24 protein-coding genes and 1 riboswitch are annotated in these 26,220 nt (G+C 71.6%); of the genes, 9 read left to right on the forward strand and 15 right to left on the reverse strand.

Translation table 11 applies throughout. The annotated features are described in order from the left end of the window. Positions 1-104 precede the first annotated feature (104 nt). Positions 105-1,106: a methylenetetrahydrofolate reductase gene (locus tag ACIO52_RS26225; protein WP_374104835.1), complete on the forward strand. Its 1,002-nt coding sequence runs from the start codon at positions 105-107 to the stop codon at positions 1,104-1,106. On the opposite strand, the gene ACIO52_RS26230 is transcribed toward ACIO52_RS26225, so the two are convergent. After that, complete coding sequence (locus ACIO52_RS26230) at positions 1,096-1,683, reverse strand: DUF2867 domain-containing protein (RefSeq protein ID WP_218717249.1); 588 nt, start codon at positions 1,681-1,683, stop codon at positions 1,096-1,098. The two genes, ACIO52_RS26225 and ACIO52_RS26230, sit on opposite strands and share 11 nt — an antisense overlap. Before the next feature lie 294 nt (positions 1,684-1,977). Between ACIO52_RS26230 and ACIO52_RS26235 the strand changes: the two genes are divergently transcribed. After that, the gene (locus ACIO52_RS26235; RefSeq protein ID WP_402647558.1) at positions 1,978-2,817 is read left to right on the forward strand and encodes a hypothetical protein; all 840 of its coding nucleotides are present in this window, start codon (positions 1,978-1,980) and stop codon (positions 2,815-2,817) included. Between the two features lie 139 nt (positions 2,818-2,956). Here the strand turns inward: ACIO52_RS26235 and ACIO52_RS26240 are convergent, their stop codons facing one another. The 9 genes from ACIO52_RS26240 to ACIO52_RS26280 are packed head-to-tail and all read right to left on the reverse strand — an operon-like array spanning position 2,957 to position 13,364. Next, the gene (locus ACIO52_RS26240; protein WP_402647561.1) at positions 2,957-4,108 is read right to left on the reverse strand and encodes an LLM class flavin-dependent oxidoreductase; all 1,152 of its coding nucleotides are present in this window, start codon (positions 4,106-4,108) and stop codon (positions 2,957-2,959) included. Continuing rightward, positions 4,105-4,914, reverse strand: coding sequence for a DUF1684 domain-containing protein (locus tag ACIO52_RS26245; RefSeq protein ID WP_402647565.1), 810 nt, complete (start codon positions 4,912-4,914; stop codon positions 4,105-4,107). The genes ACIO52_RS26240 and ACIO52_RS26245 overlap by 4 nt, the downstream gene beginning before the upstream one ends. Further along, positions 4,911-6,278, reverse strand: coding sequence for an NtaA/DmoA family FMN-dependent monooxygenase (locus ACIO52_RS26250; protein WP_402647568.1), 1,368 nt, complete (start codon positions 6,276-6,278; stop codon positions 4,911-4,913). Before ACIO52_RS26250 ends, ACIO52_RS26245 begins: the two co-directional genes overlap by 4 nt. Continuing rightward, positions 6,275-7,399: an LLM class flavin-dependent oxidoreductase gene (locus ACIO52_RS26255; RefSeq protein WP_402647571.1), complete on the reverse strand. Its 1,125-nt coding sequence runs from the start codon at positions 7,397-7,399 to the stop codon at positions 6,275-6,277. The genes ACIO52_RS26250 and ACIO52_RS26255 overlap by 4 nt, the downstream gene beginning before the upstream one ends. Next, on the reverse strand, positions 7,396-9,093 hold the full coding sequence (locus ACIO52_RS26260; protein ID WP_402647574.1) for a dipeptide ABC transporter ATP-binding protein: 1,698 nt from the start codon (positions 9,091-9,093) through the stop codon (positions 7,396-7,398). Before ACIO52_RS26260 ends, ACIO52_RS26255 begins: the two co-directional genes overlap by 4 nt. Further along, positions 9,090-9,989: an ABC transporter permease gene (locus tag ACIO52_RS26265; RefSeq protein ID WP_402647577.1), complete on the reverse strand. Its 900-nt coding sequence runs from the start codon at positions 9,987-9,989 to the stop codon at positions 9,090-9,092. The genes ACIO52_RS26260 and ACIO52_RS26265 overlap by 4 nt, the downstream gene beginning before the upstream one ends. Before the next feature lie 35 nt (positions 9,990-10,024). Beyond that, positions 10,025-11,038: an ABC transporter permease gene (locus tag ACIO52_RS26270; protein ID WP_402647580.1), complete on the reverse strand. Its 1,014-nt coding sequence runs from the start codon at positions 11,036-11,038 to the stop codon at positions 10,025-10,027. A gap of 2 nt (positions 11,039-11,040) precedes the next feature. Continuing rightward, positions 11,041-12,660 carry an ABC transporter substrate-binding protein gene (locus tag ACIO52_RS26275; RefSeq protein ID WP_402647582.1) on the reverse strand — a complete coding sequence of 540 codons (1,620 nt, stop codon included), beginning with the start codon at positions 12,658-12,660 and terminating at the stop codon, positions 11,041-11,043. Beyond that, positions 12,657-13,364, reverse strand: coding sequence for an LLM class flavin-dependent oxidoreductase (locus ACIO52_RS26280; protein WP_402647585.1), 708 nt, complete (start codon positions 13,362-13,364; stop codon positions 12,657-12,659). The genes ACIO52_RS26275 and ACIO52_RS26280 overlap by 4 nt, the downstream gene beginning before the upstream one ends. Before the next feature lie 27 nt (positions 13,365-13,391). Beyond that, positions 13,392-13,485, reverse strand: a riboswitch (SAM riboswitch). Positions 13,486-13,698: 213 nt separating this feature from the next. On the opposite strand from ACIO52_RS26280, the gene ACIO52_RS26285 reads away from it, so the two are divergent. After that, on the forward strand, positions 13,699-14,403 hold the full coding sequence (locus ACIO52_RS26285) for a hypothetical protein (RefSeq protein ID WP_218717238.1): 705 nt from the start codon (positions 13,699-13,701) through the stop codon (positions 14,401-14,403). A 374-nt stretch (positions 14,404-14,777) separates the two neighbouring features. On the opposite strand, the gene ACIO52_RS26290 is transcribed toward ACIO52_RS26285, so the two are convergent. The 5 genes from ACIO52_RS26290 to ACIO52_RS26310 all read right to left on the reverse strand — a co-directional run bounded on the left by ACIO52_RS26290 (position 14,778) and on the right by ACIO52_RS26310 (position 20,081). Then, the gene (locus tag ACIO52_RS26290; RefSeq protein ID WP_402647589.1) at positions 14,778-15,950 is read right to left on the reverse strand and encodes a glycosyltransferase family 2 protein; all 1,173 of its coding nucleotides are present in this window, start codon (positions 15,948-15,950) and stop codon (positions 14,778-14,780) included. Between the two features lies 1 nt (position 15,951). Continuing rightward, positions 15,952-16,698: an LppM family (lipo)protein gene (locus tag ACIO52_RS26295; RefSeq protein WP_218715920.1), complete on the reverse strand. Its 747-nt coding sequence runs from the start codon at positions 16,696-16,698 to the stop codon at positions 15,952-15,954. Between the two features lie 158 nt (positions 16,699-16,856). Beyond that, positions 16,857-17,615, reverse strand: coding sequence for a carotenoid biosynthesis protein (locus ACIO52_RS26300; protein ID WP_255586532.1), 759 nt, complete (start codon positions 17,613-17,615; stop codon positions 16,857-16,859). 265 nt (positions 17,616-17,880) lie between these two features. Next, on the reverse strand, positions 17,881-19,458 hold the full coding sequence (locus ACIO52_RS26305; RefSeq protein WP_316573323.1) for an NAD(P)/FAD-dependent oxidoreductase: 1,578 nt from the start codon (positions 19,456-19,458) through the stop codon (positions 17,881-17,883). Further along, positions 19,455-20,081 carry an N-acetyltransferase gene (locus ACIO52_RS26310; RefSeq protein ID WP_218715915.1) on the reverse strand — a complete coding sequence of 209 codons (627 nt, stop codon included), beginning with the start codon at positions 20,079-20,081 and terminating at the stop codon, positions 19,455-19,457. The genes ACIO52_RS26305 and ACIO52_RS26310 overlap by 4 nt, the downstream gene beginning before the upstream one ends. Positions 20,082-20,197: 116 nt before the next feature. On the opposite strand from ACIO52_RS26310, the gene ACIO52_RS26315 reads away from it, so the two are divergent. From ACIO52_RS26315 to ACIO52_RS26340, 6 genes are all read left to right on the forward strand, one after another. Continuing rightward, entirely contained in the window at positions 20,198-20,647 is a 450-nt protein-coding gene (locus ACIO52_RS26315; RefSeq protein WP_316573324.1) for an SAV_6107 family HEPN domain-containing protein, read from the forward strand. Between the two features lie 125 nt (positions 20,648-20,772). Next, positions 20,773-21,201: a DUF3040 domain-containing protein gene (locus ACIO52_RS26320; protein ID WP_218715913.1), complete on the forward strand. Its 429-nt coding sequence runs from the start codon at positions 20,773-20,775 to the stop codon at positions 21,199-21,201. A gap of 409 nt (positions 21,202-21,610) precedes the next feature. Further along, entirely contained in the window at positions 21,611-22,042 is a 432-nt protein-coding gene (gene mraZ / locus ACIO52_RS26325) for a division/cell wall cluster transcriptional repressor MraZ (protein WP_402647708.1), read from the forward strand. Between the two features lie 219 nt (positions 22,043-22,261). Then, complete coding sequence (gene rsmH / locus ACIO52_RS26330) at positions 22,262-23,260, forward strand: 16S rRNA (cytosine(1402)-N(4))-methyltransferase RsmH (protein WP_218715912.1); 999 nt, start codon at positions 22,262-22,264, stop codon at positions 23,258-23,260. Next, positions 23,257-24,327, forward strand: coding sequence for a hypothetical protein (locus ACIO52_RS26335; RefSeq protein ID WP_316573325.1), 1,071 nt, complete (start codon positions 23,257-23,259; stop codon positions 24,325-24,327). The genes rsmH and ACIO52_RS26335 overlap by 4 nt, the downstream gene beginning before the upstream one ends. Next, the gene (locus tag ACIO52_RS26340; RefSeq protein ID WP_402647595.1) at positions 24,324-26,207 is read left to right on the forward strand and encodes a peptidoglycan D,D-transpeptidase FtsI family protein; all 1,884 of its coding nucleotides are present in this window, start codon (positions 24,324-24,326) and stop codon (positions 26,205-26,207) included. Before ACIO52_RS26335 ends, ACIO52_RS26340 begins: the two co-directional genes overlap by 4 nt. Positions 26,208-26,220: the final 13 nt, after the last annotated feature.

The following is a 26,220-nucleotide window of genomic DNA, read 5'->3' on the forward strand; positions in this document are numbered from 1 at the left end:
GGACTTGACGAACGAGCGGCAGGTCCGTGCCCGATTTCGGCCGGTCGCGGTCGTCGATTCCCGGTCGGCGCCGCGGTGCCGGGGCGCACCACTACACTGAACCGGTGACATTCGACGATGGACGGGGACGTTCGACCCCTGATCGACCCGCCCGGAAGCAGTCGATCGTCTCGAACACCCCCTCGGTGGTGCAGAGCCTGCGTGCCCACTCGGGCAGCGGCGTGCCCTTCTCGGTGGAGTTCAATCCGCCCCGCGACGCGGCGGGCGAGGCCCGGCTGTGGCGCGCGGTCCGCGAGTTCGAGTGCATGCACCCGGCCTATGTGTCGATGACCTACGGCGCCGGCGGCTCCACCAAGGACCGCACCGTGCGGATCACCGGTGAGCTGGCCACCGAGACCACGCTGCTCCCGGTCGCCCACCTCACCGCCGTCGGTCACAGCATCGACGAGTTGCGCGCGCTGGTCGGCTCCTACGCCGATTCCGGCATCCGCAACCTGCTCGTCCTGCGCGGTGACCCGCCGGGCGATCCGCTCGGGGAGTGGCGCAAGCATCCCGAGGGCGTCGAGTACGCCGAGGAACTGGTGCGCATCGTGCGCGATCTGGGCGACTTCCACGTCGGTGTCGCCTCGTTCCCGCAGGGGCACCACCGCTCGCCCGACCTCGACCACGACACCCGCCAGCTCGCCGCGAAACTGCGTGCGGGCGCGGAGTATTCGATCACCCAGATGTTCTTCGACGTCGAGCACTACCTGCGGCTGCGGGACCGGGTGGTGGCCATGGACCCGATCGAGGGCGCCAAGCCGATCATTCCCGAGCTGATGCCGATCACCTCGCTGCGTACCGTGCAGCGCGCCGAGGAACTCTGCGGCCGTCCGCTGGAGCCGTCGGTGCTGGCCCGGCTGACCCGCGCCGCGGGCACCGGCCCCGAAGAGGACAAGGCGGCCGTGCGCGCCGAGGGCATCCAGATCGCCACCGAGATGGCTCAGCGCCTGATCGACGAGGGCGCCCCCTGCCTGCATTTCATCACCCTCAACTTCGCGAAGGCGACCAGCGAGGTGCTCACCAATCTCGGTTACGGCGTGACGGCGGCCCCGCTCAGCGCGTGAGCGCGAGCTCGGTCCACACGCGTTCCCAGTTCCTGGTCATCGCCGGATAGACGATCAGGTAGCGGAACGGCTTGATGAAGGCCATATAGGCGCGCCCGAACACCCCGTTCGGCTTCACCAGCACCGCCATCTGCAGGTGGTAGCCGGGCCCGTCGTCGTCGGGCACCCACCCCAGGTGCATCACCCCGTGCACGGTGCCGTTGGCGATCTCGGCCGCGTACTCGTCGTCGAGCGCGTACAGGCTCGTGAACGGGCTCCCCGCGTCGTCGGGTCGCGGCAGTTCCCGCAGGTCGGCGGGCAGCCGATCCCGCAACGACGCCACCCGCCGCCCGGCCCCCGCCGCCTCCCGATCCCACCCCAGCACCGCCCCCAGCTTCCACCGGATCTCGAACAACACCCCGCTCACCCCGGAAGACTCCGACGCCCGCGCCGTTCGCAACGCCGCGAGCAGCGCCGGAAAGTCCCCCGCCGCCCCACCCGGCGTCCGAAACCGCCACACGTCCTCGACCTCGAAATCCGGCGTGATCTCGTGGATACGCCACCCCCGCCCGGTATGCGCCACTGCCGGAACTCGCATGAGAAACCCCTCTCCGTACGGATGCGTATGGAGGGAGCGTACCCCTGATATACGCCTACGTATAGATCAGATCCGCGCGGCAGCGGCAATCGATCGATCTCCGCTGCGCCTGCGGGCTGCGGACACGCCCGCGTCCAAGCCGACTCGACTCCGGATATTCCGGACAGCAAACGGCGCGGCGCACCAGACTCGCCGAACGCTGTTGGCGCATCACGAAATTCGCGACCTAGGGTCCCTGGCATGCCCAGCTACCTGCACGAAGGTGTCCTGGAGTTGTTCCGCGCGGACCTCACATTGGCCGCCACCCTGGTCGCCGAAGTCTGCGATGTTCCCGTGCCCGGCTACACCGGAGCGACCGCCGAACCTTGCGACTTCTCCGATATCGGACCCAAGGAGTTCCGCGGCGACCTGGCGCTCAGTCTCCACGACGCAGACGGTGCTGCTGTCCTCGGCATCTGTGTCGAGGTCCAGCTCTCGGAGAAGCCGCACAAGCGATGGAGCTGGCCGGTCTACCTGGCCACATTGCGCGCCCGGTTGCGCTGTCCCGTAGTACTCCTGGTCGTTGTCTCCACTACTCGCGTAGCGGCCTGGGCGGCCGAACCGATCGACCTCGGCCACCCGGGCTTCGCCCTTCGGCCGCTGGTCGTCGGCCCCGAGCGCGTGCCACTGGTGACCGATCCCATGGAGGCCGCGTCCTCCCCGGAACGGGCGGTCCTCTCAGCCATGGCGCACGGCAACGGCCCCCACTCCGACGAGGTCTTCACCGCTCTCCTCGTCGGCCTGACGAAGACCGATGACGAGCGTGCGCGGATGTACCATGACCTGGTCGATGAGGTGTTGTCCGAGGCGGCCAGCCGACGGTTGGAGGAATTGATGACGATGACCTACGAATACCAGGGCCGGATCGCCCGTAAGTATGTCGAGCAGGGTCGACAAGAAGGCCGCGAAGAGGGCCGTGAAGAGGGCCGTGAAGAAGCCACCGCGGCCAGCATCCTGACGGTCCTCGGTGCCCGTCGACTCGCTGTCTCCGACGATCAGCGGGAACGTATCCAGGGTTGCCGAGACCTGAATCAGCTCGATGCTTGGCTGCGGCGCGCGATCGACGCGGCGGAGACCGCGGACCTCTTCGACTGATCCCCGTAGACCTTTCCGAGCTCGGGTCGGCGGGTACGGGAAGCCGCGTGCGGCGGCCCGTTCCCGTGTTGTGGTGCAACGTATTTCGTGAATGGACGAGGGGCGGCGCCGCGGTGGTCACGGCGCCGCCCCTCCCAGTTCAGGCGGCGCGGGCGGTGCGTAACCCCCAGGCGTCGGCCAGGAGGCGGTGGGATTCCAAGCGGTCGGTGTGGTGGTGGGTGATGGTGGTGATCAGGAGTTCGCTGGCGTCGGTGAGCTCGGCCAGGGCCCGGAGACGCTCGGCGACGGTGTCGGGGGTTCCGACGATCTGGGCGGCCAGGCGGTCCTCGACGAGGCGGAGCTGGTCGGGGGTGAGGGGGGCGGCGGTGTCGGGGTCGAGGTATTCGCAGGCGCCGGAACCGCTGCGGATGCTGTGCACCCAGTGGCCGTAGGTGCTCGCGTGGTGGCGGGCGGTGTCCTCGTCGGCGGCCACGACCACGTCCGCGGAGACGATCACGTGGGGTTCGGCGAGGGTGGCCGAGGGCCGGAACGCCGCCCGGTACGCCTCGACCGCGTCCAGCGCGGTGCCGGGGGCGACGTGGTAGGCGGCGGCGAACGGCAGGCCGAGGCGACCCGCCAGTTCCGCGCTCTCCCCGGCGGTGCTGCCGAACAGCCACAGCTCCACCTCGGCTCCCTCACCGGGAACAGCGTGCAGCGCTACGTCATTGGAGCCGATATAGCTTCCCTCGAGCAGGGCCTGCACGTCGGCGACCTGCTCGGGGAAGTCCTGCGCCTGCGCGCCGGGCTGCTGCAAGGCCTCGAGCGAGGCGGCGAACTTGGACCGGTCGGTGATCCCGCGCGGATCGAACGGCGGTGGCACCACCACGCCGTCGCGGATCTCGGTGCGCCCGACGAGGGCGTCGAGCACCGGCCGCCCGCCCTTGGTGGTCGAGGTCTCGGCCCCGAACTGGCTGCGCCGATGTCCCGACCGGCCCAACCCCACATCCAGCCGGCCCGGCGCCACCGCGTCGACGGTGCCGAACGCCTCGACGATCGAAGCCGAGGTGTGGTGGCCCACCTGCACCGCGCCGGTGCCGACCCGGATCCGGGAGGTCGCGGCCGCGACGAGCCCGAGCAGCGTCAGTGACGACGAACTGGCCACCGACACGAAGTGGTGCTCGGCCAGCCAATACCGGTGGTAACCCCACTGTTCGGCCCGGCGGGCCAGCTCGATGGTGTTGCGCACGGCCTGCGCGGCGGAGGACCCGGCGCTGATCGGCGAGAGGTCGAGGATCGACAGCGGAACGGTCACAGCGTCGGATCCTGTTCTCCCGCTTCGATCGCCACCCGCAGCCGGTTCTCGGCCGGCGCGACCGGGCACGTCGCGTAGTCGGTGAAGGCGCACGGCAGGTTGACCGCCCGGTTGAAGTCCAGCGTCACGGTCCCGTCGGCCTCGACCGCCCCGATCGTCAGCGACCGTGCCGCGGGGTAGGTGGTGACACCGCTGGTGGCGTCGGTGAACAGCACCTTCAGATCGGCGGGGGTGCCGAAGGCGACCAGCGTCTCGGTCGTGTCACCGATCCGGAATTCGATGGTGCCCGCGGCACTGTGGTGGTGTTCGAGTCCGTCGACGACCGCGCCGGTGGTGACGGTGCGCGCGCTGTCGAACGGGATGAATCGCCCGGTGACGACCCAGCGCGGATCGGCCGGGTAGGCGGGCACGCCGGTGAACGCGGCCAGCGTCGGCGCGGCCGGGTCGTGCACCCGCACCGCGAACTGCCCGGAGCGCCGGATCACCTCGAAGACCCGCTCCTCGTTGAACACGCTCAGTCCGGGCGCGCCCTCGGCCGGGACCAGGATCTGCACGCCGCCGATCCGCTCGCCGTCGACGTCGAGCCGGTCGGCGGGCTGGGCGGTGATGAACACCTTCCCGTCGGTCACCCACCAGGTGCCCGGCAGGCCGTCGATGCGCTCGGGGCTGTCGGTGAGCCAGTGCAGTCCGGCGAGGCTGAGCCAGCCCAGCGGGTCGCGCAGGCCGTCCTCGCGGGCGTTGTGCCAGCGGTGCCAGTCGTCGGTGAACGTGGTTGCGGTGCTGGTGGTATCGACGGTGATCGTCATGACGCGCGTGCTCCTTCGGCGACGGTGGGGTGGTGGGGATGACGCAGACCGAGGTGGTCGCGCAGCGTGGTGCCGGTGTAGGCGGTGCGGAAACTGCCGCGTTCCTGCAATTCCGGCACCACCCGGTCGACGAACTCGTCGAGCCCGGCGGGGGTGAGGTGCGGGACGAGGATGAATCCGTCGGCGGCGTCGGACTGCACGTAGTGGTCGATCTGCTCGGCGACCTGGACCGGGGTGCCGATGAACTGCTGGCGCGTGGTGACCTCGATGATGAGCTCGCGGATGCTCAGGTTCGCGGCCTCGGCCTGCGCGCGCCACGCCTTCGCCACGGCCAGTGGATCTTTCGCGTGCCGCACCCGGCCGCGGGTGATCTCGGTCGTGGTGTCGGGCTCGATGTCGGGCAGCGGACCGTCGGGGTCGTAGCCGGACAGGTCGCGGCCCCAGACCTGTTCGAGGAAGGCGATGGCGGTCTGCGGGCTCACCTGCTGGTAGCGGATGTGCCTGGCCCGCTCGTGCGCCTCGGCCTCGGTGTCGCCGAGCACGAACGTCGCCGCCGGGAACACCAGCAGTTCGTCGTGGGAGCGGCCGTATTTCGCCAGCCTGCCCTTGATGTCGGCGTAGAACGCCTGCCCCGCCTCGAGGGTGCCGTGCACGGTGAAGATGGCATCGGCGGCCTTGGCGCCGAATTCGCGGCCCTCGTCGGAATCGCCCGCCTGCAACAGCACCGGATGACCCTGCGGGCTCGGTGGCAGCACGAACGGCGCCTCGATGTCGAACTGGCTGCTGCGGACGGCCGTGGTGGGGACGTCGTGGGCGAAGACGCCGCGCTCCCGGTCGATCACGAGGGCGTCGGCGGGCCAGCTGTCCCACAGCGCTTTCGTCGCCTCGACCACTTCGGCGGCGCGGTGGTAGCGGTCGCTGTGGTCCAGATAGCCACCGCGGCGGAAGTTCTCGCCGGTGAACGCGTCGGAGGAGGTGACGACGTTCCAGGCGGCGCGGCCGCCGGAGAGGTGATCCAGCGAGGCGAACTGCTTGGCCAGCTCGAACGGTTCGTTGTAGGTGCTGTTGATGGTCCCGGCGAGGCCGAGCTTGTCGGTGACCGCGGCGACGGCGTTGAGCACGGTCAAGGTGTCCGGCCTGCCCACCACGTCCAGATCGTGGATGCGCCCGCGGTGTTCGCGCAGCCGCAGCCCTTCGGCGAGGAAGAAGAAGTCGAACAGACCGCGTTCGGCGGTGCGCGCCAGGTGCTCGAACGAGGCGAAATCGACCTGCGACTTCGATGCCGGATCGGCCCATACGGTGGTGTTGTTGACGCCGGGGAAGTGCGCGGCGAGGTGGACTTGCTTGCGTGGCTTCGCGCTCACAGTGCTGCTCCTTGCGTGGTCGCGGCGGCATATCGGCTGGTCGGGCGGGGCAGGCCGAGCCGCTCGCGCAGGGTGCCCGCCGCCCGGCCGGGGCGCGGAGTGAGCGCGGCGAGGGTCGCGGGCAGCGCCAGCGGCCGCAGCACCACACCGTCGGCGACGGCCGAACCGCCGATCTCGTCGAGCAGGTCGTCGAGGTCGCCCGCGGTGCCGACGTGGGTGAGCCCGGGATCGTCGATCGGCTGCCCCAGCCACTGATCCAGCGCGCGGACCTCCGCCCCGGCCCGCTCGGCCGAATCGGCCAGGTGCACGGTGAGGTCGAGCAGCACCCGGACCGTGTCCGGATCGCGGCCCGCCGCGGCGAGGGCGGCGCGCAGCGTGCTGCGGTGTGCGGCGGCGGTGGCCAGATCGGGGGCGCTGATCCGCACGAGATCGGCGCGGCGCACGGCGACGTCGACGGCCTCGGCGTCGTCGGCGCGCACCGTCACGATCGGCTGGCCCTGCGGCGAGCGCGGCGTGATGGACGGGCCCTTCACCGAGAAATGGTCCCCGGCGAAGTCGATGTAGTGCAGGCGATCCCGGTCGATGAACCGGCCGGTGGGCACGTCGCGGATCTCGGCGTCGTCCTCCCAGCTGTCCCACAGCCGGGTCACCACCTCGATCGCCTCGTCGGCCTCGTGCCACAGGTCGGTGCGATCTTGAACCGACTTGCGGCCGAACGCCTTCGCCTCCTGGGCCGTGGTGGACACGCCCACTTCCCAGCCGGCCCGGCCCAGGCTCGCGAAATCGAGCGCGGCGATCGCCTTGGACACGTGGAACGGCTCGGTGTGGGTGACCGGCGCCTGCGGGATCAGCCCGATCCGCCGGGTCGGCGGGGCTACCCGGGCGGCGATCGCGACGGCGTCGAGCCTGCCGCGGGTCACCGCGGTACCGCCGTCCTGCAGGCCGAACGCGTCGGGCAGGAACACCGCGTCGGCGCCGAGCTGTTCGGCGCGCGCCACCACCTCGGTCCAGTAGCCGGCGGTGAACAGGTCCTCGGCACGCGAGTCCGCGCGTCGCCAGGACGCGGGATGCGTTCCGGTGCCCGCGGTCTCGATGCCAAGGAACAGCGCGTCCTCGCTCATCGGGTGAGGTCCTTTCCGTCGAGGGGGTCGAGCCGGACGCCCGGTGTGGGGATCGCGGCGAGCAGCTCGCGCGTGTAGTCGTGCTGCGGATCGGTGAACAGGGTGGCGGTGGGCCCGGTTTCGACGATGCGACCGTGGCGCATCACCGCCACCCGGTCGCTGATCTGCCGGATTACGGCCAGATCGTGGGAGATGAACAGGTAGCCGAGCGCGAGCTCGGCTTGCAGCCCGTCGAGCAGGTCGAGGATCTGCGCCTGCACCGAGGCGTCCAGTGCCGAGACCGGCTCGTCGAGCACGAGCAGGTCTGGCCGCAGGGCCAGCGCGCGGGCGATGGCGACGCGTTGGCGCTGGCCGCCGGAGAGCTCGGCGGGCCTGCGCGCGGTGAACTCGGCGGGCAGCGCGACCTGGTCGAGCAGTTCGGTCACCCGGCGAGTCCGCGCGGGGCGGTCGCCGACGCCGTAGGCGTGCAGGGGTTCGGCGATGATGTCGCCGACCTGCCAGCGCGGATCCAGCGACGAGTACGGGTTCTGGTACACCACCTGGAAGCGCCTGCGCAGCTCGCGCAGCCTGCGCCTGCGCGCGCTGGTGAGGTCGTGCCCGTCGAAGGTCACCGTGCCGCTGTCGGGTTCGGTCAGCCGTAGCGCGATGCGCGCGGTGGTGGACTTGCCCGACCCGGATTCGCCCACCAGCGCGAGGGTCTCGCCCCGGTCGAGGGTGAACTCGACATCGTCGACCGCGGTCACCTCGGCCGCGTGGAACCGTTTGTGCAGGGCGCGCACCGACAGCAGCGGCGACTCGGCCCTGGCCCGCGGCGGCCGGAAGCCGGCGGGCGCGAGCGCGGGGGAGGCGGCGAGCAGCCGACGTGTGTACCGATGCTTCGGATGGGCGAGCACCTGTGCCGCAGGCCCGGATTCGACCACCTCGCCGCGTTCGAGCACGACCAGCCGATCGGCCCGCTCGGCGGCGACGGCCAGATCGTGGGTGATCAGCAGGACGGCCGTGCCGCGGGCCGCGATTCGTTCCGCCAGCCGATCCAGCACCTGGCGGGCCACCGTCGCGTCCAGGGCGCTGGTGGGCTCATCGGCGATGATCAGCTCCGGTCCGCAGGCCAGCGCGACGGCGATCAGCACCCGCTGCCGCTGGCCACCGGACAATTCGTGGGGGAACTGCCGCGCCCGCAGCTCGGGTCGGTCCAGCCCGACTTCCGCGAGCAGGTCCAGCGCCTGCAACCGGGCGCCGCGCCGATCGGCGAGCCGGTGCACCAGCAGCGCCTCGGCCACCTGGTCACCCACGCGCAGAACCGGATTCAGCGACAGTCCCGGATCCTGCGGCACCAGTCCGACCCGGGCGCCGCGCAGGCGCCGCAGGGCCTTCTCGTCGGTCGGGTCGACCTTCTCGCCGGCGAAGTCGATGCCGCCGGAGACGAAGCGCGCGGCATCGCCGAGCAGGCCGATCACCGCGTGCGCCAGCGTGGACTTGCCCGAGCCGGATTCCCCGACCAGCGCCACCACCTCCCCGCGCCCGACCTCGATCGAGGCGCCGCGCAGGGCGTCGACCCGGCCGGAGCTGGAGTGGTAGGCGATGCGCAGCTCGTCGACGCGCAGCAACGGACCGGCTTGGGTCGCTGGAACTTCCGCGTGTGCGGCGGGTGCTTCCTCCGCCGACGTCGGGTATGTGGCCGCCGACTCGCTCATCGGGTCTCCACCTTTCCCACGAACCGGCCGAGGCGCTGGGCCGACAGCACGACGGCGACGATGACCAGACCCGGCAGCGTCGTCAGCCACCACGCCGACGCGAGGAAATTGCGGCCCTCCGAGATCAGTGAACCCCATTCGGGGGTGGGTGGTTTGGTGCCGTAGCCCAGGAAACTCAGCGACGACACCGCCAGCACCGCCATCCCGAATTCCACGGCGGCCAGCGCCAGCACGGGCTGGAACGAATTGGGCAGCACGTGCCGGGCGAGCACCGCGTACCAGCGCACGCCGGACGCGTGCGCGGCCTCGACATACGGCGCGTGCTGCACCCGCAGCACCTCCGAGCGCATCACCCTGGCGAAGTTGGCGATCAGCGAGATTCCCACGGCGAGCGCGACATTGCGGGTGCCGAAGCCCAGCGCGGTCACCAGGGCCAGCGACAGCAGCAGCGCGGGAATCGAGAGCAACACGTCGACGACCCGCATGATCGCGGTGTCGACGATCCCGCCCGCCGCGCCGGACAGCAGCCCGAGCAGCGAGCCGACCACCAGGGCGATCCCGACGGCGGTCAGGGTCGCGGTGAGCGAGAGCCCGGCGCCGTGCACCATCCGGGTGTAGAGGTCACGGCCGAGATTGTCGGTGCCGAACCAGTGCGCCGCGCTGGGCGCCTGGAACTTCTCGGCGGGCACGCCGGTCAGCGGGTCGCCGGAGGCGAACACCGACGGCGCCACCGCCCAGCCGACCGCGCCGACGAGCACGACGCCCGAGAGCATCAGGCCCAGATGCCCGCGGACCCAGCGCGCCCCCGCGGCGGCACGGTGCGTCCGTACGTGGCTGTCGTCGGCCGCGTCGGGCCGCTCGGCGACCGTGCCACGGCGCACGAGGATGTCAACCATGGACGTTCCCTTCGGTCTCGATGGGCGGGGTGGGATCAGGCACTGTGCACCGCCTTCGCGGCGACATCGGCCTTGGTGTCCGGGAGTGCGGCGCGCGCGGTGGCCCGCCGCCTGCTCGCACCGGTGATGCGTGGATCGAGCAGCGGATAGAGCAGGTCGACGGTCAGATTCACCACGACGAAGATCAGCGCGGACAGCAACACCACGCCCTGCACGACCGGGATGTCCTGGTTGAGCACCGCGGTCTGGGTCAGCCTGCCCACGCCCGCGCGGGCGAACACCGACTCCACCACCACCGAACCGGCGAGCATGGTGCCGACCAGCACACCCGCGATGGTGAACGCGGGCACGCTCGCCAGCCGCGCGACGTGGCGCCGCTGCACCCACCAGCGCGACGCGCCCTTGGCCAGCGCCACCTCGGTGAACGGCTGCCGCCAGGTCTGCTGCAATCCTGCCGCGAGCACCTGGGCGATCACCGCGCCGATCGGCAGGGCCAGGGTCAGCGCGGGCAGCAGGGTGCCGCGCAGCCCGGTCCCGCCGAACGCCGGGAACCAGTGCAGCCGGAAGGAGAACAGCTGCAACAGGATCAGGCCGGTCCAGAACGTCGGCACCGACACCCCCAGCGGCGGCAGCGCGTTGAGGGTGTTGCGCAGCCACGGGCGGCGGGTGTAGGTGGCGGCGAAGGCCAGCACCACCCCGCCGAGCGTGGCGAACAGCAGCGCCAGCGCGGCCAGCCCGAGCGTGGCGGGCAGCACGTCGCGCAGGGCCTCGGTGACCGGTTGGCCGGTGGTGATGGACCGGCCGAGATCGCCGGTCACCGCGTTGTCCAGCGCGGTCACGTACTGCTCCCACAGTGGCTTGTCCAGCCCGTAGCGTGCCTGCAGTTCCGCGATCGCCGCCTTGTCGACGGCGCTGCCGGGGCCGCCGCCGTCGGCGGCCATCGACACCGGGTCGGCGGGCAGCAGGTACAGCACGGCGAAGGAAATGGTGAACGCGGCCCACATCACCCAGATCGCCTGCAGCAGGCGCGAACCCACATAGCGGACCATGACTAGCGCCCGCTCAGCCAGGTATCGAAGAACTGCAGCCGGGCCGAGGCCTCGAACTTCAGATCCTGGGTGTTGGCGGCCGCGCCGATCGCCTGGGACAACTCGACGGTGGGCAGGTAGAGGCCGTTGTCGAGGATCAGCTGCTGCGCGGTCCCGAGCAGCGCGGCGCGGGCCGCGGGATCGTTGGTGGCCAGCTGCTTGTCGAGGGTCTCGTCCAGCGCCGGGATCGGGCCGCGCGCGTTGAGGTTGCGGCCGGTGAGCGAGAACGACGTGCGCAGGATGTCACCGTCGGCGCGGGTGGAGTTGCTGTAGAAGGAGTCGTAGTCCTTGGAGTTCATCTTGGCGGTGCTCTCCGGGCCCGAGACCAGATCGAGCGTCAGCTCGACGCCGACCTGCCGCAGCTGCTGCTGCACCAGCTCCAGGATCGCCTGGTTGCCCGCGAAGACCTGGCTGAAGGTCACCGAGAAGCTCAGGCGCTCACCGTTCTTCGCGCGGATACCGTCGGCACCGGGCACCCAGCCCGCCTGGTCGAGGATTGACTTCGCCTTGGCCGGGTCGTTGGGCAGCTTCGCCGACAGGTCCGTGTAGGCCGGGGTCGCCGAGGCCAGCGACGAGGTCGCGAACTTGAACTGCGGGCCGAGCACGGTGTCGACGAGCTGCTTGCGATCGAGCGCGGGCAGCAGCGCCTGGCGCACGGCCGGATCGCGCAGCGGGCCGCGATTGACGTTGAGCTGCAAGCCGAACGGCGTGCCGGGGTTGGAGGTGGACAGGATCCGGCCGTCGACGGCCTCGATCTGCGGCGCGTCCTGGGGCAGCGCGTCGCTGATCGCGTCGAGCTGGCCGGAGACGAGACTGCCGGTGCGCACGCCGGACTCGGGAACGACGGTGAATTCGATCCGGTCCAGGTAGGCCTCGCCCTGATGGCCGAACACCGCCGAGCCCCAGTGGTATCCGGCCCGCTTGACCAGGGTCACCGAGACGTCCTGCTTGTAGGCGGCGTAGGTGAACGGGCCGCTGCCGATGTTGTCGCCCGCGCAGCGGGCCTCGGCCGGCTTGGCATTGGTCGCCCGGCCCAGGATGCCGAGCTGCGGCGTCGAGGAGGCCTGCAGGAACTGGGCGTTGGGCTGGCTGAACTCGACCCGGGCGGTGAGCTTGTCGACCGCCGTCGTGCCGACGTAGTTGGTCAGGTAGCTCGCGCCCAGCGGCGCCTTCGCACCGCCCAGCTCGACGATCGCGTCGAAGGTGTCGCGCACCGAATCCGCGGTCAGCGCGGTGCCGTCGCTGAAGGTGACGCCGTCGGCGAGGGTGAAGGTGAACACCTTGGCGTCGGGGCTGACCTCCCAGCTCTTGGCCAGCCAGGGGGTGATCGCGCCGGTCTTGGGGTCCTGATCGGTCAGCGAGTCGACGATCTGACGGGCGACGTAGATGGTCTGGTTCGACCCGGCCTGGGCCGGATCCGAGCACGACGGGGCCTGGGACAACCCGTAGCGCAGGGTGCCGCCGGGCTGCGGCGGACCGGCCTGCCCACCCGAGCCGCCGGTGTCGCTGCCGCACGCGACCACGGAGGTGGCGACAGCCAGGACGCCGACGGCGGCGGCGAAACGATGACGAGGACCGATCACGGGGTGACTCCAGAGAATTCGCGGCCTGCGGCCAGGGGACGGCTGGGAATGCGGCGGCGCAGTTCGGGCGCCACCTCGGCCTGGAACAGCTCGAGGCTGCCCAGGTAGTCGGTGTCGGCGCGACCGCCGCGTTCGGCGGAGAGATGGATCACCTCGTGGCCGAGCTGCTCGTGGTACCGGCCGACCTTGTCGATGACTTCCTGCGGGCTGCCGACCAGAGCGGAGCTGCGCGCGAGGAAGTCGTCGATGGTGTCGAACACCAGGGGCAGGCCCAGCTTTCGCGCCAGCGCGCGACGCGCCTCGAACAGCGGCGTGGAGACCGCTCTGGCCTGCTGGGAGGTGGCGGCGACGTGGAAGCCCGCGGTGCCCGCGCCGACGAGCGCGTCGGCGGGGTCGCGGCCGTAATGGGCCCAGCGCTGCCGATAGTGGCGAACCAGTTCGGCAGACGGCTCGATGGGGTTGGTGACGTCGGCCGAGAACAGCGGATCACCATGGCGCGCGGCCAGTTCCACCGACTCGCGGCTGGTCGCGCTGCCGTGCCAGATCCGGGCCTGCGCGGCGCCGTTGCCCTTGCCGATGATCAGCTCCAGCCGGCCATCCGCCAGGTTGTCCAGCGTCGAGTAGTCCTCGGACGCGCGCACCGGGTCGAGCAGGCTGAGCGTGGTCACCGCCCGGGTCACCAGCGTGAACAACAGAAACTTCATGCGACAGCAGACCTCGCCACTCTTGCTCCTCCATCGAACCCGGCGGAAGCACCCACACCCCGGAACGGGCGGGTTGCTGCGACGTCATGGAGCCAGGTCTCTCGGTCGCTCTGGATGGTTGTGACCGACCACAGGGGCCGGTACCGAATCAGCATGTGGCACTGCGGCGATACTTCACAACGGTAAGGATCAGCGTGAGCGCAGAGCTTGGAACCGGGGCGGCGCTGGTGCACACTGTCCGCGACGCGCCGACGAAACGACGCGCCTCACCTGCGCGGATTCCGCCGGATACGGGCGTAGCGTCGGATGTCTCCGCGTCGATGAGGAGTGCGTTGTGACCGTGCCGCGTCGTTTCACCGCCCTGACCACGCTGGCGGCCTGCGCCGCCGCGCTGCTGCTGGCCGCGCCCACCGCGGCGGCCGTGCCCGCGACGGTAACCAGGGATGCGCCCGCCGCCACCCCGACCGCCGGTCCCGGTGACCTGCTCGGCGCGTATCAGACCGTCGTCGACACCCTGAAAGCGCTGGGCATCCAACCGTTCCTGTACCCGACGGTCGCCGCGAACTGCGCGGGCGACGGCCTCGGGCTCGTGCCCGCCGTCGCGGGCGCGGTGCCCGGCCCGTGGCCCGCCAACGCCGTGCAGATCCCCGGTCTCGACCTCACCGCCGTGAAATCGGGGCAGACGATGTTCACCTTCCTGCCCTACGGCCTGGCACCGGACACCGCGGCCACCGAGACCTCCGGCATGCAGGTGGCCTGGCTCAATATCAGCACCGGGCGCGGCGGGCTGGCCTCGATGGGCTCCATCGCCGACGTGGTGCGCGCGCTGGTCCCGCCCGAGGTCCCCGTCGAACTGCGCCCCATCGCCGAGACCGCGATCCGCGACTTCCTCTTCGCCGCCGTCCCGGTCGGCGGTGTGCGGGCCGTCCCGGTCGACACCGGCCACGGCACCGTCCTGGCCGCCGTCTTCGGCACCACCGACAACGCGGGCCGCTCCTGCTTCTTCTTCCCGACCGTGGGGATCACCGAGGTTCCCTGAGGGCTCAGCGGGGACTCGACGGACTCGCGCGCGCCGCCGCACTCGGCGGCAAGCGGGTGGTCGACGCCACCAACGGCTTCGGCGGTGTTCCTGGCCGCCATGCTGGTGCTGGTCCTGGCCGATGGAACAGCGCGTGCGGCAGCCGCCTTAAGGTGGCCCCGCGGATCTGCTCTCTTCCTGCGTGGTGCCGGATCGCGTGGCGCCGGATCGCTTGGGGGTCGAGGATCTCGTGGCTGTGGCCGGATCTTCGTCGGGGCGGCAATCGCGATCTCGTCGACGGTATGTCGCGGCTGCGGCTGACCCTGACGACGAGCCGGGGGATGGGCGGCGAATTCTCGTTGCGGATCACCGATCGCTGAGCGCGGCCGGGCGCGTCAGGCGTGCTGGGCGCTCGCGGTCTCCGGCGCGACCAGTGGGCGCTGCTTCCAGCGCAGCGTGCCGGTGCGATGGCGGTAGTGCGACCGGGTCCACAGCGCCAAGTAGTGCGCCACGCCCAGCGGGTGGGCGAGCGCGGAGGTGAGGTCGGCGCGGGTCGGCCGCTGCCGGGTCTCGGTGGCGCGGGCGGCGAGGCGGCCCGCCACGGCGGCGAGGTAGCCGAGCAGTCCGGCGCGGCGGACCCGGCCGCGAGCGCAGAGCGCGGCCAGCGGCGGGATCCAGTAGGCCAGGGCCGCGAGCGCGCCCACCGCGGCGCCGGCGTCGACCCGGCCGCCGTAGGCCGACCACAGCCAGCGGGTGTAGCCCTCGGTGAGTTCGGCCGCGCCGACGTACATCCGGGTGCCCGCGCTGGGGCCCGCGGCCACCAAAGCGGTGCGATGACCCGTCCGGCGCAGCGCTCGGGCCAGGTCGAGGTCCTCGGTGGCGCTGGCGGCGACGGCCGCGTGGCCGCCAGCGGCGCGATAGGCCGCGGCGTCGACGGCCAGGAACTGTCCGCACGCCACCGCGGTCGACGGGCGCAGACTGTGATTGGCCGGGCCGACCGGCAGCGTCGAGGCCCACGACCAGGCCAGCAGCGGCTGGACCAGGCGTTCGGTGGCCGAGCCGGACTCCTGCACCGGCCAGGCCGACACCAGACCGGCTCCACGCCTGCGTAATTCGGTGACCGCCGCGGCGATCGCGTGCGGGGCGAGCCGGACGTCGGCGTCGACGAAGACCAGGGCCGCGGCGTCGGTGCGGGCGGCCAGCCGCGCGCAGGCGGCGGCCTTGCCGGTCCAGCCGGGCGCCGGGTGGGCGGCCGAGCGCAGCACGGTGAACCGATCGTCACCGCCGATCGCGGCCGAGGCGGCTTCGTAGGTGTGGTCGGTGGAGGCGTCGTCGAGGATCAGTACGCGCAGCCGGGGGACGCCGGTCTGGGCGCGCAGGTCGCCGATCAGCTCGGGCAGGCGCTCGGCTTCGTCGCGGGCGGGCACGCAGACGGTCACCGGTTCGATCACCCCCGCGACCCGGCGCGGCAGGCTGCGCAGCGTGACCAGGTTGTAGGCGGCGGTGGTCGCGCCCAGCGCGGCGAGACCGGTGCCCGCCCAGGTCAGGTAGCGGCCCGCCGCGCCCATGTCAGCGGCCCAGCCTGCGGCTGGCGATCTCGCGCCACATCTCCTGCGGCGAGAAGCCGCCGCGCGGCGCGTTCGGCGGGCCGGGGTTGCGGTCGCGGAAGGCCAGACCGGCGATCAGCGCGGCGACGGCGAGGGTGATGCCGCCGACGATGCCCGCCCAGCCGGCGAAGGAGCGGGTGTTCGGGTCGGCGTACTTCACCTCGGCGCGCAGGGTCGAGGTCTCGCCCGCGGGCAGCTTCCAGGACACGGTGTTGTCGCCCTCGCGGGTGCCGTTGGTCTTGGCGACGCGGGCCGGGAACGCGATGGAGAACTGCACGTCCGAGCCGTGCGGCGGCACCGACTCCAGGTCGACGCGGCCCTTGAGGCTCACCAGATCGCCGGTGCGCTGGAACTCGAGGGTGAACATGCCCTGGGTCTGATCCGACAGGCCGCCGAGCTGGCCGACCTCGCCGAAGGACAGGTCGTCGAAGAACACCTGGGTGCCGACGAAACCGTCCTGGTTGTAGTTCTCGACGCGCACTTTCGCCGCCAGCTGGTCCGGCGCCTCGAGCTGCGGGCCCTTGTCGGTGGGGCCGGTCGGCACCACCGCGGCGACGATCCGTCCCGACACCCGGTCGTTGGACGACACGCCCATCGACACCTGCACGCGCAGGCACCCGGCCAGGGCGGGCACCAGCATCGCCAGCAGGACGGCGACGGCCGTGACGCGCCGGGTACGCGCGGAGCGACGCGGTGAAGGAGCGGGCATGTCGGCGACGAGACTCGGCTGCACGGATGTCATCGTGCCAGGCCCGGGCCCGAGAACCCACACGACGGGCCCACCGGGGGTGCCGAACAGGCGATTCGTCGTCGAATCGCGCGTGCGGCGGGGCGGACTCGGCGCCGGTCAGCCCGCTGTCGGGTACGTCAGGCCGTGCGGTCGCCGTGTCGCGCGAACCCGCGTAGCAGCAGCGGGATGCCGAGGGAGGCCAGGCCGAGGAACCCCCAGATCGCCGAGGCGGGTAGCCCGAGAAACACCGCGTGGGCCAGGGCCGAGCCGAGCCAGGTCCAGCCGAACACCGCCACCGGAACCGCCACCGACGGATCGTGGGCGGGCGGCACCCGCCGGTCGAGCACGGTCAGCAGCACCGCCATCAGCGTGGCGACCAGCGCCCAGCCGAGGTAGTTGGTGTACGGGATCTGGGGGAGTGCGGGCAGCCCCGCATCGGTGACGGCCCAGGTCCACTGGCCGTCGGCCACCATCTGCGGATCGAGGAACAGATCCCAGCCGACCGCGCCGACGACGAACAGTCCGCCGCGACCCCACGCCCGCGACGCGATCAGTCCCGCCACGATCCAGATCGGATACAGCCCGCCGGTCCACGCCAGCGGGACCACCAGTGGCACCTCGGCGAGCGCGGGCCCGATCCGGTCGACGGCATAGGCGTAATCGCCGAACGGAAACCCGGTCGCCGTGCCGACGATCTCGGCGGCGAGCCCGAGCCCGGACACGATGACGAAGAACCCGATGGCCCAGCGCGCGCCGCGGGTCGTCGCCGCGTGCAGGAGGGCGGTCGCCGCCGACAGTGCGACGACGACGATCGTGATCCGGTCACGCATGGTGCCCGCACTCAACGGATAGGCGATCTGCGCCAGGACCAGCAGGATCGCCGTGGCCGTCGGCAACGCGCGCGACGGCTCGGTGCGTAACCATCGACCGAACGCCGCCGCGCCCCGGCCCGGCTGGTCCGCGAGCCACCGAGGGTGCCGGGTATCGATCACCGGTTCCGCCTGCCGATCGACGACCTCGAACCACGCGCCGCCGTCGCCGAAGTCTCGTCGCCGCGCTCCAGCGCGCACCGCACCGCTGGCAGCCGATACCGCCGTCGTCGCGACGGGATCCGCCGCGACGATGCCGGGCCGCACGAGAACGACACGGCGAGTCCAGGTCTCATCGCCCGCGCGCGAACGGGAACCGGCGGATCCGGCGATCGCCGAGGACGAGCCGGGCGGCGCTGCGGCCGCTGGCCCCGGACACACCGCCGCCGGGATGGGTCGACGCGCCCGTCAGGTACAGGCCGGGCGCGCCCGGCACCCGCTGTCCCGACAACTCCGGCAGCGGCCGCCACAGCATCATCTGATCCAGCGACATCTCGACGTGCATGACATTGCCGCCGCGCAACCCCATCTCGCGCTCCAGATCGACCGGTGTCTGCACGAATCGTTGCCGCACCGACGAGGCGAAGCCGGGGGCGTACCGCTCGACCTCGGCGACGATCCGGTCCGCCTCGCGCTCGCCGTGTTCGGCCCAGTCGCTGCCGTCGGCCAGCGCGTAGGGATGCCACTGCGCCCACAGCGACAGCTGGTGCTCGCCGGGCGGCGCGATGGTGGGATCGAGCGCGCTGAAGCTCATCGCCAGCACCACCGGCCGGGGCGGCAGCGCACCACCGAGGGCCGCGCCGTGCGCGCGCCGCAGCTGGTTGCGGTCCGCGACGAGGAACTGCAGTCCGCGCGCGGATTCGGCGGGGCAGGCGCCGGGGTAGTCCGGGAGCCGGTCGGTGGCCAGGCGCACCACCATGCCGATGCCGGGGCCGACCCGGATCCGGCGCTGCCAGTCGTCCAGGGTGGCCGCGTCGAAATCGCCGGCCCGCAGCAGCTCCAGGGTCGCCAGGATGTGCGAGCCGGCGATCACGGTGTCGGCGTGCAGGTCCCGGCCCGCGGCGGTGCGCACCCGCCAGCCGTCGCCGATCCGGCGCAGGGCGGTGACGGCGTCGCCGGTGTGCAGCTCGCCGCCGTCGGCGCGCAGCCGGGCGATCAGGGCCGCGCTGAGCGCCCCACTTCCCCCCACGGCCCGGCCGGGCGGCAGCGTGTGCATGAGCGCGGCGAAACCGGCCATCGGCGCCGTCCCGGGTTCCGACATCGGCGGGCCCGACTGCGCGCCGAACCAGGCCAGCGACGCCTTGAGGCGTTCGTCGTCGAACCAGTAGTCCAGCAGCGCGTCCCCGGTCTGCAGGAACTCCCGCGACAGGGCGCTGCCGCCGTCGCGCGCGTCCAGGCCCCAGAACGAGCGGACGAGCCTGCCCGGCGTCGGGGGCCCGCCGAACGCGCGCATCACCCGCGCGCTGCGCTCGCCCCACACGCCGACGAAGCGGCGGTAGGCCTCGGCGTCGCGCTCACCGCAGGCCGCGGCGATCGAGGCGCAGGTCAGGTCGAGATCGCGATGGAAGACGAGCGGCGCGCGCACGCCGTCGGACGGCGTGAAACCCCAGGGATCGCAGTCGACGTAGCGCAGCCCGAAGCGGCCGAGCTCGAGCTCCTCGATGATCCCGGTGTGCCGGATCATGATGTGCGCCGAGGACCCGCGATCGACCAGATGACCAGGGAATCGCTCGACCGTCGAGACCGCGCCGCCGGGCACCGCGTCGCGCTCGAGCACCTGCACCCGCTGTCCGGCCTTCGCCAGATAGCAGGCCGCGACCAGCGCGTTGTGCCCCGACCCGACGACGACGGTCGTGCCCGCCGTCCTCACGCGCCGGACGGGGGCAGCGGCAGCCGCCTGCCCAGGATCGCGAACGGCCGGGTGTCACCCGCGAAGACGAAATTGCGGATCACATCGGTGAATCCGGCTCGCCGGTACAGCCGCCAGGCCCGGTTGTCCTCCTCGGGCACCTCCGGCGTCGACAGCAGCACGGCGGCCTCGGCGCGGTCGGCCAGCAGCCGCTCGAGCAGCGTCGAGCCGATCCCGCGCCCCTGCGCCGCCGGATGCACGTGCAGCTCGGTGAGCTCGAAGTAGTCGGCGAGCAGCTCGCGGGTCGCGGCCTCGGGCCAGCCACACCGGCGCATGCCGGTGTGCACCTGCTGATGCCACCACTGCCGCGGCGCGCCGCTGTAGCCGTAGGCGATCGCCAGGATCGGAGCGGTGCGCAGGTCGACCCCGCCCGAGTCGTCGGGCAGCACCGCGGCCACGGCACGCCAGCCGGCCCTGGTGGTGTGCTCGGTCCACATCGGGGCGCGGTGATGCTCGGTGCCGCGCGGATAGTCCATGGCGGCGACATACACCGACAGGGCGTCGTGCAGGCGCGCGCGCAAGGCGGCGACGCTGAGGTCGACGACGACGGGTGCTGGGGTGTGATTCGGCTTGACGGCTGTCATGGCTCTCGTCGATGGCGCGCTGGCGCGGAAGTTGTCGGTGGGTGTCCCTATATTCAATCTCAATTCAAACGTTCGAATGCTTGTTCGATCTGTGCGAGGGGCGAAAGGGGCAGCAGATGGCTGGTCGCAACGATGGTCGGGAGCACGCGGGGCACGACGGTCGCGCGGGCGGGCTGCTACGTCAGGCCGACGCCCTGCTCACCGATTCGGCCTGGGAACACGATCCGGGTGAGCGGTTCCGCACCGCCTATCTGGCCGCGCTGCGCGGCGCGGGCGCGATGATCGCGCTCACCGGCGCCGATCGGGCGCCGCGGGCGCGCTCGCGCAGCGCCTGGGTCCTGCTGCGGCGTGCGAGCCCCGAATTCGCGATGTGGGCGGACTACTTCGAGGCGCACTCGCAACTGCGGGCCGATCTGGAGGCCGGGCTGGACCGCGCGGTCACCGACACCCGGGCCGACGAGTTCTGCTCACGGGTGGGCGCATTCCTCTACGACGTCGACGATGCGCTGGTCGCCGCCGTCAAGACACGCCCGCAGCCGAGTCGCGACCGGGACATGACTGCTTAGTTATCACCGAGTAGGTGGTACGGCTTCGATCGAACTCGTATCATGGGGAGCAGATAGCCGCCAAGGTCGGCTACCCGTCGCCTACCCGGAGGCGACCAGCCACGCCTAGTGCCGGGGGAGGTACCGTGCCACTCTCCGAGCACGAGCAGCGCATGCTCGAACAGATCGAGAGCGCTCTCTATGCTGAGGATCCGAAGTTCGCCTCGTCCGTCCGCGGCGGACGTCTTCGCTCCACGTCGAGTCGACGCAGACTGCAGGCCGCGGCGTTGTTCGCCATCGGCCTGTTCCTGCTCGTCGCCGGCATCGCCGCCCCGTTCAAGCCGGGCGGTTTCCCGATCATCAGCCTCGTCGGCTTCATCGCCATGTTCGGCGCCGGCGTCCTGCTCATGATCGGCAACTCCCGCAGGTCCGCTCGGCCGGACTCGTCCGAGACCCCCGCCGCGGGCTCCGGCCCCACGGGCGGCTCGACCGGACGCGGTGGTCGTCCGCGCAAGTCCGGCGGCTTCTCCGAGCGGATGGAAGACCGGTTCCGCCGAAGGTTCGAGCAGGAGTAGCTCGGCGGTAGCCGAGGCGCAACAGCATCGAAGGCGGCGCCGCACCCGATCGGGTGCGGCGCCGCCTTCGCCTGTTTCGGCGGTGGGGGTCCGCCGGATCGATGGTCAGGGCGGTTCCCCCACTTTCCCCACCATTCCCCACCGCGCCCCCACGGCGCGCATCGCCGCCGGTAGCACCTGGGATGTTTGCTGAACGTTGTCGGAACCAGGGGTTGCCGACCCGCGCGGGTTGCCCGAACACGCGATAACCCCGAATCTCGGTGATAGCTGGCATGACCTGCGGAATTGTGTTGGCGGGGAGCGAGATCACCCGGGGTTTCGATTGAAAGTGGGGGAAAGTGGGGTAATGTGGGTCGCGCACTACAGGAGAGGCCGTACGGCGAGGTGATCCAGTAGGGAGGTGGCCGAGATGTTCCTCGGTACCTACACCCCCCGACTGGACGACAAAGGGCGACTGACGTTGCCTGCGAAGTTTCGAGACGAACTGGCGGGAGGGTTGATGGTCACCAAAGGTCAAGACCACAGCCTGGCCGTGTACCCGAAAGACGAGTTCACCGCGCTCGCGCGGCGGGCCGCAGCGGCGTCTCGAAGCAACCCGCAGGCAAGGGCTTTCGTCCGAGCGCTGGCGGCGGGCACCGACGAGCAACGTCCGGATGCACAGGGCCGGATCACGCTGTCGCCGGACCATCGACGCTATGCCGATCTCACGCGAGATTGCGTGGTGATCGGTTCGGTCGACTTCCTCGAGATATGGGACAGGCAGGCGTGGGAGTCCTACCTCGCCGAGCACGAGGAGGACTACGCGCAAGCCAGAGACGAGTCGCTGGGCGGGATCTTCTAGCTCGGAGCACGCGAGTGCTGCGAGGCCTCTGCCCGGGCGTGGACCCTGACGTACTTCCCCGACGCCAGGTGCCGCGCCTCGGTCAGAGACCTCGACGCATTCGCCGGTTCCACCGCAAGGGCGGTGGAGCGGCTTCATTCAGACCGCAATCTCATTCGAAAAGCACTGTGTGGCAAGGCGACCCGTCTGCGACGCGAGGCAGTATCCCGGGAGGTCGAGGTGAACCATGACACCGAGAACCCCCGTCATGTGCCGGTCCTGCTCACCCGCGCCGACGAGCTGCTCGGCCCCGCGCTGAGCGAGCCGGGCGCGGTCTACCTCGACGCGACCCTCGGCCTGGGCGGCCATGCCGAACACTTCCTGCGCACCTATCCCCATGCGCGCCTGGTCGGGCTCGACCGCGACACCACCGCGCTGACACTGGCCGGCGAGCGGCTCGCGCCCTACGCCGACCGGATCACCCTGGTGCACACCCGCTACGACGGCATCGCCGACGCGCTCAGTCAGGCGGGCCTGCCCGAGTTCGGCTCCGTGTCAGCGATTCTGATGGACCTCGGGGTGTCGTCGATGCAGCTCGACGAGGCCGATCGCGGCTTCGCCTACTCCGTCGACGCGCCGCTGGACATGCGGATGGACCCGACCACCGGCCCGACCGCCGCCGACGTGCTCAACACCTACAGCCACGGCGACCTGGCCCGGGTGCTGAAAACCTATGGCGACGAACGGTTCGCGGGCAAGATCGCCTCGGAGGTGCTGCGCAGGCGCGCGGTCACGCCGTTCAGCACCAGCGCCCAGCTGGTCGAACTGCTCTACGACACCATTCCGGCCGCGGCGCGGCGCACCGGCGGTCATCCGGCCAAGCGCACGTTCCAGGCCCTGCGGGTGGAGGTCAACGGCGAGCTCGACTCGCTGCGGGCCGCGCTGCCCGCGGCCCTGGATTCGCTGCGCGTCGGCGGGCGGATCTGCGTCATGTCGTACCAGTCGCTGGAGGACCGGCTGGTCAAACAGGAGTTCGCGCCCCGGATCGTGTCCAGGTCACCGATGGACCTGCCGGTCGAATTGCCCGGTATGGGACCGGAGTTCCGGATGCTGACCCGAGGTGCGGAGAAGGCGACCGAGTCCGAGATCGAGGTCAATCCGCGATCCGCGCCGGTGCGGATGCGCGCGGCCGAACGGATCGCGGAGAGGTCAGGGAGGACACAGGAGGGGACACGATGAGCGTGCGGACGAGCACCGTCGCCGTGCCGGGGCGTACGGCCCGTCGCGTCGAGGCGGCCGAACGGGTGAAATCCGGTGCCGCGCAGCGGGCCTACGCGCGCAAGCGCACCAGGGAGCAGCTGCTCGACGGGATCGAGCTGCCCGAACGGGGCTCGACGATGGCCGGGCGGATTCCCTTCGTCACCGCGATCATCGGGTTGCTCGGCTGCGGTCTGGCCCTGACGCTGCTGCTGACCACCCGCGCCGCCGAGGACAGCTACCAGCTCGGCGACGCCAGGGCGGTCAACCGCAAGCTCGCCGACGAGCGGGCCGCGTTGCAGCGCGAGGTCGCCGCCGCCGACTCCGCTCCCGAATTGGCCGCGCGCGCCAGGGAACTGGGCATGATCCCCGCCAAGGACCCGGCCCGGCTGGTGCTCGGTCCCGGTGGGGAGGTGACTGTCATCGGCACGCCGACGCCCGCGCAGGGCGCGCCGGTGCCGCCGCTGAACGGCCCGCCGACCACCACTCCCAACCCCGCGCCGGGTCACGCGCAGGCGCAGGGCGAGCGGGTGGTTCCGGTGCAGCCGGGCGCCTCGACCGCAGGCCCGGCCGCCCCGAGTGGAACCCCGGCGAACGTGCTGGCCGCGCCCGCCACCCAGGGTGGCGCACCCGCCGCTCCGGCGCCCGCCGCGCCGCAGGGCCCGGCCGTCGCGCCGCAGCCCGCCGTCGCTGCGGCGCCCGCGCCGCTGGCCCCGGTCGACGCCGCCCCGCCCGCCGACGGACAAGCACCCGCGCCCGCCGAGGGACAGGTACCCGCGCCCGCGGAGGGTCCGGCGCCCGCGCCCGCGGAGGGTCCGGCGCCCGCGCCGTTGGCCCCGGTGACCGTGCCCGACCGGGTCGACGTCGCCGCGCCCGTCGAGCAGGGCGCCCCCGTCGTCGAGCAGAGCATCCCCGGAGAGCAGGGCGAGCCGCCCGCACCGGCCGACACGCCGCCACCCGCCCCGGGTGTCGCGGCGGGCCTACCAGGCCGGGTCGCGGGGCCGCCGAGCGAGTCACCGCGGATCGTCGCTCCGGAGGGCGGTCGATGAGGCAGAGCGGGCCCGCGTCGCAACAGCGACGCGGGCCGGTCTCGTCGAGGGCCCGCCGTTCGGGGTCGCTCTCGCCGGACCGGCCGATCCGGTTGCGCCTCGGCGTCGGCCGGGTCACCCTGCTGGCGACGCTGGCGGTGGTGGCGCTGCAGTTGCTCTACATCCAGAGCCTGGCCGCGCCCGCGCTCTCGGCGCAGGCCGCCTCCCAGCGCACCACCAAGGAGACCGAGGCCGCCGTGCGCGGCCCGATCACCGACCGGCACGGCAACCAGCTCGCCTTCACCATCACCGCGAAAGCGCTGACCTTCCAGCCGGTCCGGGTGCGCCAGCAGCTGGCCGACGCCAAGAAGGCCAAGTCGAGCGCGCCCGATCCCGAACAGCGTCTGAAGGACATCGCCGAGTTCGTCCACGACAAGCTCGGCGCCGCGGCACCCAAGGAAGAAGAGCTGCTGGACAAGCTGCGCAGCGACAAGACCTTCACCTATCTGGCCCGCAATGTCGATCCGCGGGTGGCCTCGGAGATCCAGGCCAAGTTCCCCGAGGTCGGCGCCGAACGCCAGGACTTGCGCGAATACCCCGGTGGCGCACTGGCGGCCAATGTGGTCGGCGCGACCGGCTGGGACGGGCACGGTCAGATCGGCCTGGAGTCCGCGCTGGACTCGGTGCTCGCGGGCACCGACGGCTCGCGCACCTACGACCGCGGCTCCGACGGCGCGGTGATCCCCGGCAGCTACCGCGATCAGCAGCCCGCGGTGAACGGCTACGGCGTGGAACTGACCCTCGACGAGGACATGCAGTACTACGTCCAGCAGCAGGTGCAGCAGGCCAAGCAGCTCTCCGGCGCGTCCTCGGCCTCGGCGGTGGTGCTCGACGCCAAGACCGGCCAGGTGCTGGCGATGGCCAACGACAACACCTTCAATCCCGCACTGGGACCCCAGCATTGGGCCTCGGCCGATATGAGCAACCCCTCGGTCGCCGAACCGTTCGAGCCCGGCTCGGTGAACAAGATCGTCACCGCGGCCGCCGCGATCGAGTACGGGCTCACCACGCCCGACGAGGTGCTGCAGGTGCCCGGCTCGATCCGGATGTCGGGGGTCACCGTCAACGACGCGTGGCAGCACGGCACCGCGCCGTACACGACCACCGGCGTCTTCGGAAAGTCCTCCAACGTGGGCACTCTCATGCTCGCGCAGCGGGTGGGCGAGGACCGCTTCGCCGACATGGTCGACCGCTTCGGCCTCGGCAAGCGCACCGGGATCGGCCTGCCCGGCGAGAGCCCGGGCCAGGTGCCCGCGCGCGACCAGTGGTCCGGCGGCACCTTCGCGAACCTGCCCATCGGTCAGGGTCTTTCGATGACGACGCTGCAGATGACCGGCATGTACCAGGCCATCGCCAACGACGGCCTGCGCATCCCACCGCGCATCGTCAAGGCCAGGATCGCCCCCGACGGCACCCGCACCGAGGAACTGCAGCCCGACGGCGTGCGCGTGGTGAGCCCGCAGACCGCGAGCACCCTGCGCACCGTCTTCCAGGCGACCGTGCAGAAGGACCCGATGGGTTACCAGATGGGCACCGGCGCCCCGGCCGCCATCGAGGGCTACCAGGTGGCGGGCAAGACCGGCACCGCGCAGAAGGTCGACCCGGCCTGCCGGTGCTATTCGTCGTCGTCGTTCTACATCACCTTCGCCGGGATGGCGCCCGCCGACAACCCCCGCTACGTGATCGGCATGATGCTCGACGCGCCGATCCGCAGCTCCGACGGCAGCGGTGGCGGGTCGGCCGCGCCGCTGTTCCACAGCATCGCCTCCTGGGCGTTGCAGCGCGACCGCGTGCCGCCGTCACCGGAGCCCAAACGGCTGGTGCTGGAGGCCGGGCTCTAACTCCTCCGCCTAG

Source organism: Nocardia sp. NPDC087230 (genome assembly GCF_044744725.1).
Classification (GTDB): Bacteria; Actinomycetota; Actinomycetes; order Mycobacteriales; family Mycobacteriaceae; genus Nocardia; species Nocardia canadensis.